Raw genomic sequence first — 14,120 nt, 5'->3', positions numbered from 1 at the left:
TTATCTGAGTATTATTCCGCCGCTTCCGCGTACGCGTCCATTGGAGGGCATGTGCAAACGAGGTTTCGGTCTCCGTATGCGTTGTCGACGCGGTTGACGGGGGACCAGTATTTGTCGACGCCCATGGAGCCCGGAGGGAAACAGGCCTGTTCGCGGCTATAGGGCCGGTCCCAGTCGCCGACCAGATCGCGCACCGTGTGGGGGGCGTTCTTCAACGGGTTGTTCTCCGCGTCGATCTTGCCGTCGATGATATCCTGCGCTTCGGATCGGATCGAGAGCATGGCGTCGCAGAAGCGGTCCAACTCATCCTTGGGCTCAGATTCCGTGGGCTCCACCATCAGGGTGCCGGCAACCGGCCAGCTCATCGTCGGGGCGTGGAAACCTGAATCGACCAGACGTTTGGCGATGTCGTCGACGGTCACATGCGCCTCGGCGTCCAGCGGACGGGTGTCGAGGATGCATTCATGCGCGACCCGACCGGTCTCGGAGGTGTAGAGGATCGGATAGGCATCCTGCAGACGCGCTGCGATATAGTTGGCGTTCAGGATCGCAACCTTGGTCGCCTGCGTCAGACCCGCGCCACCCATCAGCAGCACATAGGCCCAGCTCACTGGAAGGATCGAGGGAGAGCCAAAGGCGCCGCCGAGACCGGCCCCACGGCGGTGCCGTATTCCGGGTGACCGGGCAAGTGCTCTTCAAGGTGTGCCTTGACACCGATCGGGCCCATGCCGGGGCCACCACCGCCATGGGGGATGCAGAAGGTCTTGTGCAGGTTCAGGTGGCTGACATCGCCGCCAATGTCTCCGGGACGCGACAGGCCGACCATGGCGTTCATGTTGGCCCCGTCGATATAGACCTGACCGCCGTGGTCATGGGTGATCTGGCAGACCTCCTGCACGGTGGTCTCGAACACGCCATGGGTCGAGGGGTAGGTGATCATGCAGCCGGCCAGATGATCCGAATGCTTCTCGGCCTTGGCGCGGAAGTCATTCAGGTCGATATTGCCGTTCTCATCCGATTGCACCGGCACCACCTGCCAGCCCACCATCTGCGCCGAGGCCGGGTTGGTCCCGTGCGCCGAGGTTGGGATCAGGCAGACATTGCGGTGCCCTTCGCCGCGGGCGAAGTGATAGTTGCGGATGGTCAGCAGGCCTGCATACTCGCCCTGCGCGCCCGAGTTGGGCTGCTGGGAGATCGCGTCATAGCCGGTGATCTGGCACAGCTTGTCGTTCAGATCGGCAATCATCTCATGATAGCCCTGCGCCTGATCTTCCGGAGCAAAGGGGTGCAGATTGCCGAACTCGGGCCATGTGACCGGGATCATCTCGATCGTCGCGTTCAGCTTCATGGTGCAGGATCCCAGCGGGATCATCGCCCGGTCCAGCGCCAGGTCGCGGTCGGCCAGACGGCGCATATAGCGGGTCATCTCGGCCTCGGCCCGGTTCTTGTGGAAGATCGGGTGAGTCAGATAGGGCGTCTCGCGCAGGGCGTAATCCGGCAGGCGGTACGCCACGTTCGAGCTGTCATCCTGACGGTCGATGCCGAAGGCGCCCCAAACCGCCTCAATCGTCTCGGCGCGGGTCTGTTCATCCAGGCTGATGCCCACTTTCGTCTCGCCGACCTTGCGCAGGTTGATGCCACGGGCAACGGCGGCCTCCATAACGGTGGTCTGCAAGTGGCCGACCTCGACCGTGATGGTGTCAAAGAACACCTCGGGTTCGACCGAGAAGCCCGCCTCTTCCAGACCGGCGGCCATGCGCGAGGTTTTGCGGTGCACCGATTGCGCAATCGCCTTGATGCCGTCGGGGCCGTGATAGACCGCGTACATCGAGGCCATCACCGCCAGCAGCGCCTGCGCGGTACAGACGTTCGAGTTGGCTTTTTCGCGGCGGATATGCTGCTCGCGGGTCTGCAGCGCCAGGCGGTAGGCCTTGTTGCCCCGGCTGTCGATGCTGACACCGATGATCCGGCCCGGCATCGCGCGCTTCAGCTTGTCGGTGGTCGCCATATAGGCGGCATGGGGCCCGCCATAGCCCATCGGCACGCCAAAGCGCTGGGTCGATCCGATGGCGATATCCGCGCCCATCTCACCCGGTGACTTCAGTAGCGCCAGCGACAGGATGTCGGCGGCGACGATGGCAATCGCTTTGTGCTCATGCAGCGCCGCGATCTCGGCGGTGAAGTCGCGCACATGGCCGTGGGTGCCGGGGTATTGGAAGATCGCGCCAAAGACGGCGCCTGCTTCCAGTTGGTCGGGATCGCCCACCTGTACGTCGATGCCCAAGGGCTCGGCGCGGGTTTTGATCACAGCGATGGTCTGCGGGTGGCAGTTGCGGTCGACAAAGAAGGCGGCGTTGTTGGCCTTGGACCGACCACCGCGCTTGGCCATCGCCATGGCCTCAGCCGCGGCGGTGGCTTCGTCCAGCAGCGAGGCATTGGCCACGTCCAGCCCGGTCAGATCGCTGACCATGGTCTGGAAGTTCAACAGCGCCTCAAGCCGGCCCTGGCTGATCTCGGGCTGATAGGGCGTATAGGCGGTGTACCAGGCCGGGTTTTCCAGGATGTTGCGCAGGATTGGCGCCGGCGTGGTGGTGCCGTAATAGCCCTGACCGATCAGCGAGGTCAGAACCTTGTTCTTGCTCGCCACCTCTTTCATGTGGAACAGCGCATCGCGTTCCGTCATCGCCGGACCCCAGTCCAGCGGCTCTTTCTGGCGGATCGCGGGCGGGACGGTGGCGTCGATCAGCGCGTCCAGCGTCTTGAAGCCGATCACCTTGAGCATGTCGCGCATCTCGGTCGGGCTGGGCCCGATATGGCGGCGATTGGCAAAGTCATAGGCTTCGTAGTCGGTCAGTTTGAAAGCCATTGCAGCGCTCCTATGAATAAGTCAGGTCGGGCGGAGACCACGCAGGCCTCCGATACATCATCACGAGCCGGTTCGGCCCGAACGGGCGAAGCCCTGTACAGGGCCCCGGTCTGGATCAGCCGATGAAGGCCTTGTAGCCAGCTTCGTCCATCAGATCTTCGAGTTGCGACGCGTCCGCGATCTTGATCTTGTAGATCCACGCCTCACCCTCGGGGTCTTCGTTCAGCGCGCCGGGATTGTCGGCCAGTGCTTCGTTGACCTCGGTGATCTCGCCATCCACCGGCGCATAGAGTTCCGAGGCCGCCTTGACGGATTCGATCACGCCGATCTCGCCGTCTTTCTCGAACTCGTCACCCACTTCCTGCTGTTCCACGAAGACCACATCGCCCAGCTGCTCGGCGGCGTGCTTGGTGATGCCCAGCGTGGCCGTGTCGCCGTCCACATCCAGCCATTCATGTTCTTCGGAATAATAGGTTGCCATGGTCTTTCTCTCCTGACTTCAACGCTTGTAATTCTGGGTGACGAAGGGCAGCGCCACAACCTCGGCCGGTTGCGGCTTGCCCCGGATGATCAGGTTGACCACCTCGCCCGGCGCGCCATGGCCCGCCGCCACATAGCCCATCGCCACCGGTCCACCCACCGTGGGGCCAAACCCGCCCGAGGTGATCTGGCCAATGCTATTGCCCTCGGCGCATTGGATTTCCACGCCCTGACGTGCAGGCGCTCGACCTGTCGGCTTGATGCCCACCAGCTTGCGTGCAGGCCCGTCGGCCAGTTCCTTTTGGATACGCGCAGCGCCGGGAAAGCCGCCCTCCTCCTTGCGGCGCTTCTGGATTGCCCAAGCCAACGAAGCTTCGATCGGAGAGGTGCTCTGGTCGATGTCATTGCCGTAAAGACACAGCCCCGCCTCCAGCCGCAGGCTGTCGCGCGCGCCCAGACCGGCGGCTTCACAATCCTCATGCGCCAGGAACGCGCGGGTCACTTCTATGGCCTTGTCCTCGGGGATCGAGATCTCGTACCCGTCCTCACCGGTGTAACCCAGGCGTGAGATACGGCATTCAACGCCGTTGATATCCGCCACCGTGGTTTCCATGAACTTCAGATCCCGCGCCGCAGGGCAGAGATCGCCCACCACATCCTCGGCCTTGGGTCCCTGCACCGCAACCAGCGCACGGTCGAAGATCTCGGTCACTTCGACGCCGTCCAGATGTTCGCGCATATGCGGAATGTCCTGATGCCGCAGCGCCGCGTTCACTACCACAAAGTAATGGTCCCCCGCATTCGACACGATCAGGTCATCCATGATCCCGCCGTCTTCGTTCGTAAAAAAACCGTAGCGCGCCTTGCCCTCTTTCAGCGTCGCAAAAGCCTGCGGGCACAAAGCTTCCAGCTTCTCCCCCACATTCTCACCGCGCAGAATCACCTGACCCATATGGCTGACGTCAAACACCGCTGCCCTCTCGCGACACTGCGAATGCTCACCCATAATCCCCAAAGAATACTGAACAGGCATCTCCCACCCAGCAAAATCAACCATCTTCCCGCCCAACTCAACATGCAAGTCATACAAAGGCGTGCGCCGCGGTAATGTCATATCTATAACCTTTCAATTAGCGGGATTGGTCGCGAACGACCGTGACGGTGCAGTGCGCGTTCCGCACCACCCGGGCCAGGTTCGGGCCAATTTCATAGTTCGGAAAATCGCCCTTGGTGGAGGCCATGACGATCAGATCAAACCCCTCTTTATAGGCGAGTTTCAGGATTTCACGGTAGACGCTGCCTTCTTCGATGTGGATCGCCACATCGGAGGCATCGCCGTGATCCAGAATGGCCTGGACCGCGTTGCGAACGTGATCCTTGGCACCGGCACCATAATTCGCAGGCAGGTTCGGCAATTGAATTATCTCAGGGATGACGGAAACCGCGTGCAGTTCGGCGCCGTAGAATTTCGCTTGTTCCAATGCGACCGGCAGAGCCAGTTTCCAGGAACGGTCATCCGTATGATCAATCGGCAGCAGGATTTTCTTGGCCATCACGTCTCTCCTCGAGATATGGAATTCTGTTTCAAAGGCGGGGGGCCGGGTTGGCCCCCCCGTTTTGGTCGGGCCGAACCTATTCGGCGGGTTTTGCGCCCGGCTCTTCAGACTGGCCGCCCGAGGCAAAGAACTCTTTCGTCAGTTTGAAGACGATTGGGCTCAACAGGGCCAGAGCAATCAGGTTCGGGACAGCCATCATGGCGTTCAGCGTGTCCGCCAGCAGCCAGATGAAGCCCAGATCCGCAGTTGCGCCGAAGTAGATCATGACGATCCACAAAACGCGGTAGGGCATCAGGGATTTCACACCCAGCAGGAACTCGACACATTTTTCGCCGTAGAAGGACCAGCCAAGGATTGTAGTGAAGGCAAAGATCGACAGGGCAATGGCGATCAAATACCCACCGATACCCGGCAGCGACAGTTCGAACGCATGGCTGGTCAGCGCCGCACCGGATTCACCGGATGTCCAGGCACCCGACGCGATGATTGCCAGACCGGTGATCGAGCAGACGATAATGGTATCGATGAACGTACCCAGCATCGCGATCAGGCCCTGGTTTACCGGACCTTTAGTCTCGGCAGCGGCGTGCGCAATCGGGGCGGAACCCAAACCCGCTTCGTTCGAAAACACACCACGTGCCACACCAAAGCGGATGGCGGCCCAGACGGCTGCGCCCGCGAACCCACCTTCGGCGGCGGACGGGGTGAATGCGTAGGTGAAGACGAGGGACAGCGCATGTCCGATGTTGCCGATGTTGATCAGCAGAACCAGCAGGCCCGCGATGATATAGGCAACAGCCATGAACGGAACCAGCTTGCCCGCGACAGCACCGATGCGCGTGATTCCGCCCAGGATAACAGCTGCGGTCAAGACCATCAGAACAACGCCGGTGACCGAAGTATTCAGGCCGAAATTGGCCTCCAACACCTGAGCAACACCATTTGCCTGTACGCCGTTGCCGATACCGAAAGCTGCGACCGCGCCGAACAGGGCAAAAGCTACACCCAGCCAGGCCCACTTCGCACCGAGGCCGTTCTTGATGTAGTACATCGGGCCGCCAACATAGTTGCCCAGCTCGTCTTTCTCACGATATTTCACCGCGCAGACGGCTTCAGCATATTTGGTGGCCATGCCCACCAGGGCGGTCATCCACATCCAGAACAAAGCACCCGGACCGCCCAGGAAGACAGCAGTGGCCACACCAGCGATGTTGCCCGTACCGATAGTTGCCGACAGCGAGGTCATCAGCGCGTTGAACGGGCTGATCTGCCCCTCGCCCTGCCCTTCGCGGCCTTTGAACAGCAGGCTGAAGCCTGTGCCAATGCGCAGGATCGGCATGAATTTCAGCCCGACCTGCAGGAAGAAGCCGACGCCGAGGATAAGAACCAGCATCAGCGGTCCCCAAACGACGCCATTGATGGCCCCTACGATTGAATTTAACGCTTCCATGGTATTCCTCCCTAGTGCGTCTGGTTATGCCCCGGCAGCAATCGCCCGCTGGCGAGCTTGCTTGAGGGCGGCAAAATCTTCGTCCGCGTGGAACGACGAACGGGTCAGCGGTGTGGCCGACACGAGCAGAAAGCCCTTGGAGCGCGCGATCTGCTCCAGCTGGGTGAACTCTTCCGGTGTCCAGAACCGGTCGATCGGATGGTGTTTCGGAGTCGGTTGCAGATATTGCCCAACCGTCAGGAAATCGACCTGTGCCGCGCGCAGGTCGTCCATCACCTGCCGCACGTCATCCAGGCTTTCCCCCAGCCCGACCATCAGACCGGATTTGGTGAAAATCTCGGGATTGGCGCGTTTGGCGTCGTCCAGCAGGCGCAGCGAAGTATAGTAGCGTGCGCCGGGACGAACCGTCGGGTAGAGATGCGGGACCGTTTCAAGATTGTGGTTGAACACATCCGGCGCAGCTTCGAAGACGGCCTCCGCCGCGCCGCCCTTGCCCAGAAAGTCGGGGGTCAGGACCTCTACCGTGGTGCCGGGGTTTTGATGACGCACGGCGCGGATGGTCTGTGCGATATGTTCGGCCCCGCCATCAGTCAGATCGTCACGGTCCACGGATGTGATCACCACATGGCGCAAGCCCAGTTTTTTGACCGCCGACGCGACGCGGCCCGGCTCGAACACATCGAGCGCATCCGGGCGTCCGGTTGCGACGTTGCAGAAGGAACAACCGCGGGTGCAGACCTCGCCCATGATCATCATGGTGGCGTGACGTTTGGACCAGCATTCGCCGATATTCGGGCAGGCGGCTTCTTCGCAGACAGTTGCCAGATCGTGATCGCGCATCAGGCGGCGAGTCTCATAGTACTCGGCGCTTTCGATCTTTTTTCGGCGTATCCACTTGGGCTTGCGCGGGATCACGCTGTCGGCCTTTTTGGCCTTTTCCGGGTGGCGAGGGCGAAGCTGGATGGTCATCTGGCTGAACTTCCTTAGGCGTGGATCGCGCGACCCATGGCGTCGAGGCAGGCTTCTTTCACCACCTCTCCCATGGCTGGATGTGCGTGGCAGGTCGCGGCAACATCGGCGACGGTGGCGCCTTTGGTCATCGCCAGAACGAGTTCTGCGATCAGATCGCCGCCATGGGCTCCGCAAATATGCGCGCCCAGAATTTTGCCGCTCGGGTCAGCCAGAACCTTTACCGCGCCGTCGGTTTCCCCGGTCGAACGCGCGCGCGAGTTGGCCATGAAGGCGAACTTGCCGACCGTGTAGTCGGTACCGGCCTCTTTCAGCGCCTCCTCGGTTGCGCCGACCGAGGCGACCTCGGGGTCGGTATACACAACACCCGGTACGGTGTTGTAGTCCACGTGAACATCCTGCCCGGCCAGCATCTCGACACAGGCTACGCCGTCCTCTTCGGCTTTGTGGGCCAGCATCGGGCCGAGGATGCAATCGCCGATGGCATAGATACCGGGCACCGAGGTGCGGAACTTCCCGTCAACCGGAACAAAGCCGCGCGGGTCAAGAGCTATCCCCAGATCTTCCAGCCCCAACCCGCGCGTAACGGGACGGCGGCCAACGGCGATCAGGACCTTGTCGGCCTCAATCACCTCTTCCTTGTCTTTGCCGACCCGATCCAGCGTAAGCGTCAATCCGGTTTCTGATTTGTCGATGGCCTTCAGCGCGCGCCCCAACTGGAATTTCAGCCCCCGTTTGGACAAGGCCCGTTGCGCCAGTTTCGCAATCTCGCCATCAATGCCGGGCAGCACGCGGTCGAGATATTCAACCACCGTAACCTTAGCGCCAAGACGCACCCAGACTTGCCCAAGTTCCAGCCCGATCACGCCCGCGCCGACAACAACCAGATGATCCGGCACCGTGTCCAGCGCCAAGGCTCCGGTCGAACTCAATACGTGCTGCTCATCAATCTCGATCCCGTTCAGCGGCGACGGCTCGGACCCGGTGGCGATCAGGATGTTCTTGGCTTCATAGGTATTAACGCCAACCTGCACCTGCCCGTCGGCGGGAATGCGCGCCCAGCCTTCGATCAGCTCAACGCCGTTTTTCTTGAACAGAAACCCAATGCCCTTGGTCAGATCACCCACGATCTTGTCCTTGCGCCCCATCATGGCGGGTACGTCGATGCTGGCCCCCTCGACCGCAATGCCATGGGAGGAGAGATGTGCAAGTTCGGCATATTTGGCCGAGGAGGTCAGCAACGCTTTGGAGGGGATACACCCCACATTCAAACAGGTACCACCCAGCGCCCCGCGCCCCTCGATGCAGGCCACTTTCATCCCCAATTGGGCGGCGCGAATGGCCGCGACATAGCCGCCCGGGCCGCCGCCAATGACGATCAGGTCATAAATGTTCATGGGTCGTCTCTCAGTAGATGGGGTGTTGTGCGCACAGGGCGCGGACCTTATCGCGGGTCCGTGTTTCAACGGTCGCATCGCCTTCGGGCGTCCGGACCAGCGCATCCAGAACATCGCCAATCAAGTGGCCGATCTGGCGGAATTCATCCGGCCCGAACCCACGGCTGCATCCGGCGGCAGTGCCCAAACGGATACCGCTGGTCACAGTTGGTTTTTCCGGGTCGCCGGGAACGCTGTTCTTATTGCAGGTAAAACCTGCACGCTCCAACGCGGCTTCGGCGTCTTTACCCTTCACCCCGATAGGGCGCAGATCGACCAGCATCAGGTGATTGTCCGTACCACCAGAAACGATGTCGCAACCGCGCGCCATCATCACTTGGGCAAGGGCCGAGGCGCTGTCGACAACCCGTTGCATATAGGTTGAGAATTCAGGTTTTAGTGCTTCGCCAAACGCGACGGCCTTGCCTGCGATCACGTGCATCAAAGGGCCTCCCTGAAGGCCCGGAAACACTGCCGAGTCCAGCTTTTTGGCCAGCGCCGCATCATTGGTCAGGATGATGCCACCGCGCGGACCACGCAGCGTCTTATGCGTAGTTGACGTCACCACATGGGCATGACCGACCGGCGAAGGGTGCAAGCCCGTTGCCACAAGCCCTGCAATGTGTGCCATATCGGCCAGCAACCAGGCCCCGACCTCGTCCGCGATCTGGCGGAATTGGGCGAAATCAATTGTCCGGGAATAGGCGGACGCACCTGCGATGATCAGTTTGGGTTTCTCGGCCCGCGCCAAAGACGCCACCTGATCATAGTCAATCAACCCCGCATCGGTCAGTCCGTACTGTACTGGCCGGAACCACTTGCCCGATTGCGCGGGTTTTGCACCATGAGTCAGATGGCCGCCAGCGTCCAACGACATTCCAAGGATCGTGTCACCGGGGCTGAGCAAAGCCAATTTGACAGCCCCGTTTGCCTGAGCACCCGAATGCGGCTGCACATTGGCAAATTCGCAACCAAAAAGCTGTTTCAGCCGCTCGATTGCCTCGGCTTCAACCTCATCCACAAATTCGCACCCGCCATAGTAGCGGCGACCCGGATAGCCTTCGGCGTATTTGTTGGTCAGCACGGAACCTTGGGCCTCAATCACAGCCTGAGAGACGATGTTCTCTGACGCGATCAATTCAATTTGCTCAGCCTGCCGCTGGCTTTCGCGTGCGATCGACGCAGCGATAACCGGGTCTGCTGTATTGAGCGAAGTTTTGAACATTGTCTCCTCCCGTATTATCGAATCCCATGTAAGAGATTTTGTTTCCTATAGTGGAATTATATCTCTTAAAGCAACATTATTCTCAAAATTGTGAAGTTGTGCAGCTTGGGAAAACCGGCTAATCTTTGAAAAACAAGGAGAATACATGTCTGAAGATACCCCCGGCGATGTTTCCAATGCGGAAGAACATGACGATGGGGCGGCACTGGGCCGGTCCATTCGGGACGCGCGGCGTGCAAAAGGCTGGACTCTGGAAGAGGCCGGGCGGGCGGCGGGAATCGGGCGCTCGACACTCTCGAAGATCGAAAACAACCAGACCCGCCCCAGCTTTGACATCGTTCGACGGCTGACTCAGGCGCTGGATATGAGCACGCCTCAGTTATTCCTGCAATCGGGTCAAACAGGCATTTCGGGTCGGCGCGACTTCACCCCCAAAGGTCAGGGCGAAACGCGGGACACCCCCACATATCTGCACGAGCTATTGTGCCCTGAACTAACCAGCAAACGGATGCTGCCCTATATCGCCACGATCAAGGCCCGCGATGTCTCAGAGTTCGAGAACTGGATCAGACATAGCGGAGAAGAGTTCATGTACGTCATCAGTGGCGAATTGATCTTTGTGTCCGAACACTACCGCCCGCTTCCAATGAAAGCCGGAGACTCGCTTTACTACGACAGTGGAATGGGGCACGGCTGCATCTCGACCAGCAAGGAAGATGCAAAGGTGCTTTGGGTGTCTTTGGAAGGCTCTGCCGCGCAAAATCTCAGATGACGGCGACACAGCCAAAACGCATTCAATCCCTGTCCGTCAGGCGCCAGATTTCCTGCTGTTCAAAGCCACGAACGGATTTCAGGCCAACACTTTCAATGTCGAACTGATCTTTCAACACCTCGGCGACTTCGTCCTGAACGGTGATTTGCATCGGTTCCGAAAACTCTTGCAAGCGTGAGGCCAGGTTCACCGCCGGTCCGAAAATATCGTAGACATATTTCTGGATACCCACGACCGAGCCCACAACCGAACCCGAGGCCAGCCCGATTCGACAGCGCCACTGGTGCGGATGGCTCAGGTTGCGGCGGGTCAGATAACGGACAAAACGAATGGCCGTATTGGCGATTGCCTTTGCGTGATCCGGCGTCGGATCCGGCAAACCTGCAACCGTGATATAGGCGTCACCAATGGTCTTGATACGCTCGCAACCGAATTGCTCACCGATCCGGTCAAAGGCGCTGTAGATGTCGTTCAACTCGGTAACCGTCACGCTGGGGTCCTGCGAAGCTACCATCTCGGTGAAACCCACGAAATCCAGCATCAGGACGGACACTGGATCGTAAAGCTGCGGCGTCACGACCCCAAAGGTCTTGTATTCCTCGTAGACAGACCGCGGCATCAGGTTCAGCAACAGCTTTTCAACCTGTTCCTTTTCCCGTTTCAGCTCACGCGTATTGCGCTCAACCATCATCGAGTAGGAATCAATCATAGACTCCAGCTCTTTGATGCGGGTGATGTTCTGACAGACAAGAACCAGCACATCATCATGCGCGACTGTAAAGTCCAGCGCGATCACCAATGTCCGGCGTTTCTTCTTGAAACTGATTTCCGAGGTATAGCGACCGGATTCAAACAAGCTCTTGCGAACCGTCTCAATCTCCAGATCGGGGAATAGCTGCTGCAAATGCGACGATTGAGTTTCGGTATTGAACCAATCCTCGAACGTGTCGTTGCGGAACCCGAACCGAAGTGTTTCGCGGTCCAAAAGCGCAACACCCACACCGATGGCACGCAGCAACTGTTCATTGATGGCTTCGATAGTCATGGTTTACCTAACAATCAGAGGACGACGTTTCCCGAATTCTGCCAGGACAACAGCGATATCGTCCTCTGCCACGTTGTGTTTTTGAAGCGCGCCTTGCAACACGGTTTCCAGCTCATCGAAATGAGCATTCGTGATCTCAAGATGCGAATGCAACTGACGCAGTTGTTTGTCTGTATAAGAAGCCGGGCCACCTAGCAAAGATGCGATGAATTTTGTTTGATGGTCTACCATTTTCGTCATGTCCACATGATCAAAGAATGGGCCAACCTCATCGTTGTCCAAAAGTTTGTCGTAAAAAGAAATCACGATTTTGCTGATTTTGGAAAACCCGCCGTATTTCTCGTAAAGTGTGCGCTCAACCATTTTAACAAATCCCTATCTGAAAATTACTCTTCACCCGCATACCCTGATTTGCTCATGCGCATTTCTCCAACGTTCCTGAACATATGTGTTGAAACGTTGGAGAAATGGCGTTCGAAATCAGCGGCGTTCCGCGATGATCTCGGCGTATTCCGAGGCAATGCACAACGTGTCATTTGTCGATACATCGAATTCCCGGATCAACGTCATCATGTCTGCGCGCAAGGCGGCTTGCCCAAATGTATCCAGTGCCTCGAACGCTTTCTGCATCGGGCCATAGAACGTGCGGAAGTATTCCAGAAAATGCTCGGCCGATCTGTAGCGGAACATGAAGGTTTTGCGCCGGAAAGACGTGATTTCGCACTTGCCTCCAAACGTCTCTTGAACCCAGGTTTCACTGCCCCATTGCGCCGGAGAGTTCACACCCGCAGGCGGTGGCACATGCTTCCCAATGGTTTTGAACAACTGTCCGATGAAACTGTCCGGTGTCCAGTTTGCCATACCGATCTTGCCACCCGGACGAACCATGCGCTGAAGCTCGGCCGCGGATTGCTGCTGATTGGGCGTGAACATCACACCAAAGGTTGAAACCACCGCATCAAAAGTCTGATCCCCGAAAGGCAGGTTCTCGGCGTCGGCAACTTTGTAGGTCACAAACAGACCTTCGGCTTTGGCGCGCTGGCTACTGGCCTGCAGCAGAGTTTCAACATAGTCGGTCGACGTGACATCGCAAAACCGCCGGGCGAACGCCAGGGTGGCATTGCCATTTCCGGCCGCGACATCCAGAATTTTGGCACCCGGCGTCATCGCCATCGCCTCGGCAAGCTCTTCTCCGGTGATCTGCAGGGTCACGCCCACTTTGCTGTAGTCGCCAGACCCCCAGGCAACGTTCTGTTTGGCTTTAATAGCCGTAAAGTCCGGGGTGGCCGTGGTAGATGTTTGAACATTCATGATCACAATCCTTCTTGCTGAATGCTGAATTTATGTGGCTCAGGCGGCTTTCCCGCTTGGCCAGCTGATGTTCACGGCGGGCCGCTCGGTGCTGGCCACGTGTTCAATGATCCGCGAGTTGACCCATTCCGACTGGAAGATCGGAGCCATGTGCCCCAGCTCGGGCAACAGCGCCATCCGCGCATTGGGCAGCGCCTGCGCGATTTCCACTGCCGCGTGCTGCGCAATCTGCGGTGATTCCAGCCCGGTCATGACCAGAGTCGGCATTTCAAGCCTGGACAGTTCGGACAGATCCCAGTCTTCGGCGAAACCATTTTCGAAATCGCGCAGGACCGAGGGCACCATCGTGGCGAAGCGGTCTTTGGCCTGTTCGGGCAGCGCCTCCCAAAATCCATCTTCATTCCAGAAGTTCAGGAAGTGCTGCATCGCACTGGCGGGATCACCCGTGGATACCGCAGTCGAGACCGTCGCCGACACGTGCTGAATGTCGCGAAACAGCACTTGGCCCAAGTCATTCCCTTGAGCAAGGAAATGAAATGTTGCCGGCTCGTAGAGCGTCAGGCTTTTCACCAGGTCAGGGCGCAGCAGAGCGATCTTGATCGCGATGCCGCCACCGTTGGAATGACCGACCAGATGCACGGGGCGTCCCAGTGCTTCGATCTCGCGCAGAACAGGTGCTGCCGAAATTGCCGCGCCAGTCTGGGACATGTCAGGTTCAAGGGGATCGAGCCCGTAGCCGGGCAAATCAAAGGCATGGAGAGAAAACCGCCCTGCCAGATCCTTTGCCAACTGACCCCATTGGCCACCATTTGATGCCGAGGAATGCAACGCGACAATCGGTGCGTTGGTTGTTTCGGTAGTGATAAAAGAAATACTCATCATTTTGACCCAACTACAATTTTGATGGACCAAAACTGGGCGTTTTATGTTTCAATGTGATTTCTGAAATCAGCGGTTCGTGTTTCAGTTGTTGCTCTGTGAAGCCGTTCACACAACGCGCTATCCGGTTC

At 58.8% G+C, this 14,120-nt stretch carries 12 protein-coding genes and 1 pseudogene; 1 reads left to right on the top strand and 12 read right to left on the bottom strand.

The annotated features are described in order from the left end of the window. Window positions 1-11: 11 nt before the first annotated feature. The 8 genes and pseudogenes from gcvP to glyA all read right to left on the bottom strand — a co-directional run bounded on the left by gcvP (window position 12) and on the right by glyA (window position 9,982). Window positions 12-2,866: pseudogene (gene gcvP / locus ACR3E7_RS19365) on the bottom strand (aminomethyl-transferring glycine dehydrogenase). Window positions 2,867-2,981: 115 nt separating this feature from the next. Further along, window positions 2,982-3,347, bottom strand: a complete 366-nt coding sequence (gcvH, locus tag ACR3E7_RS19360) for a glycine cleavage system protein GcvH (RefSeq protein ID WP_170775892.1) — start codon at window positions 3,345-3,347, stop codon at window positions 2,982-2,984. A gap of 18 nt (window positions 3,348-3,365) precedes the next feature. Continuing rightward, complete coding sequence (gene gcvT, locus ACR3E7_RS19355) at window positions 3,366-4,460, bottom strand: glycine cleavage system aminomethyltransferase GcvT (RefSeq protein ID WP_170791787.1); 1,095 nt, start codon at window positions 4,458-4,460, stop codon at window positions 3,366-3,368. A 16-nt stretch (window positions 4,461-4,476) separates the two neighbouring features. Next, on the bottom strand, window positions 4,477-4,899 hold the full coding sequence (locus ACR3E7_RS19350) for a universal stress protein (protein ID WP_170789435.1): 423 nt from the start codon (window positions 4,897-4,899) through the stop codon (window positions 4,477-4,479). Between the two features lie 79 nt (window positions 4,900-4,978). Then, entirely contained in the window at window positions 4,979-6,352 is a 1,374-nt protein-coding gene (locus tag ACR3E7_RS19345) for an alanine/glycine:cation symporter family protein (protein ID WP_480504069.1), read from the bottom strand. Between the two features lie 24 nt (window positions 6,353-6,376). Further along, window positions 6,377-7,321 carry a lipoyl synthase gene (lipA, locus tag ACR3E7_RS19340; protein WP_480504067.1) on the bottom strand — a complete coding sequence of 315 codons (945 nt, stop codon included), beginning with the start codon at window positions 7,319-7,321 and terminating at the stop codon, window positions 6,377-6,379. A gap of 14 nt (window positions 7,322-7,335) precedes the next feature. After that, window positions 7,336-8,718, bottom strand: coding sequence for a dihydrolipoyl dehydrogenase (gene lpdA, locus ACR3E7_RS19335; RefSeq protein ID WP_480504065.1), 1,383 nt, complete (start codon window positions 8,716-8,718; stop codon window positions 7,336-7,338). A 10-nt stretch (window positions 8,719-8,728) separates the two neighbouring features. Then, a complete protein-coding gene (gene glyA, locus ACR3E7_RS19330) occupies window positions 8,729-9,982 on the bottom strand; it encodes a serine hydroxymethyltransferase (protein WP_480504063.1) in 1,254 nt (417 codons plus the stop codon). 145 nt (window positions 9,983-10,127) lie between these two features. Here glyA and ACR3E7_RS19325 point away from each other — a divergent pair, with 145 nt between their 5' ends. Continuing rightward, complete coding sequence (locus tag ACR3E7_RS19325) at window positions 10,128-10,754, top strand: helix-turn-helix domain-containing protein (RefSeq protein WP_170771603.1); 627 nt, start codon at window positions 10,128-10,130, stop codon at window positions 10,752-10,754. A gap of 22 nt (window positions 10,755-10,776) precedes the next feature. Here ACR3E7_RS19325 and ACR3E7_RS19320 read toward each other — a convergent pair whose 3' ends face one another. From ACR3E7_RS19320 to ACR3E7_RS19305, 4 genes are all read right to left on the bottom strand, one after another. Continuing rightward, window positions 10,777-11,799 (bottom strand): adenylate/guanylate cyclase domain-containing protein, encoded by a 1,023-nt coding sequence (locus ACR3E7_RS19320; RefSeq protein ID WP_170771605.1) that lies wholly within the window; start codon window positions 11,797-11,799, stop codon window positions 10,777-10,779. Between the two features lie 3 nt (window positions 11,800-11,802). Further along, entirely contained in the window at window positions 11,803-12,162 is a 360-nt protein-coding gene (locus ACR3E7_RS19315) for a group I truncated hemoglobin (protein WP_480504061.1), read from the bottom strand. A gap of 117 nt (window positions 12,163-12,279) precedes the next feature. Then, entirely contained in the window at window positions 12,280-13,110 is an 831-nt protein-coding gene (locus ACR3E7_RS19310; RefSeq protein WP_480504059.1) for a class I SAM-dependent methyltransferase, read from the bottom strand. Between the two features lie 39 nt (window positions 13,111-13,149). Next, window positions 13,150-13,989: an alpha/beta fold hydrolase gene (locus ACR3E7_RS19305; RefSeq protein WP_480504057.1), complete on the bottom strand. Its 840-nt coding sequence runs from the start codon at window positions 13,987-13,989 to the stop codon at window positions 13,150-13,152. Window positions 13,990-14,120: the final 131 nt, after the last annotated feature.

It is taken from the genome of Ruegeria sp. BK1, from assembly GCF_056535645.1.
The sequence above is the reverse complement of the archived record's forward strand: the minus strand, read 5'-3'. Positions and strand labels throughout refer to the sequence as shown.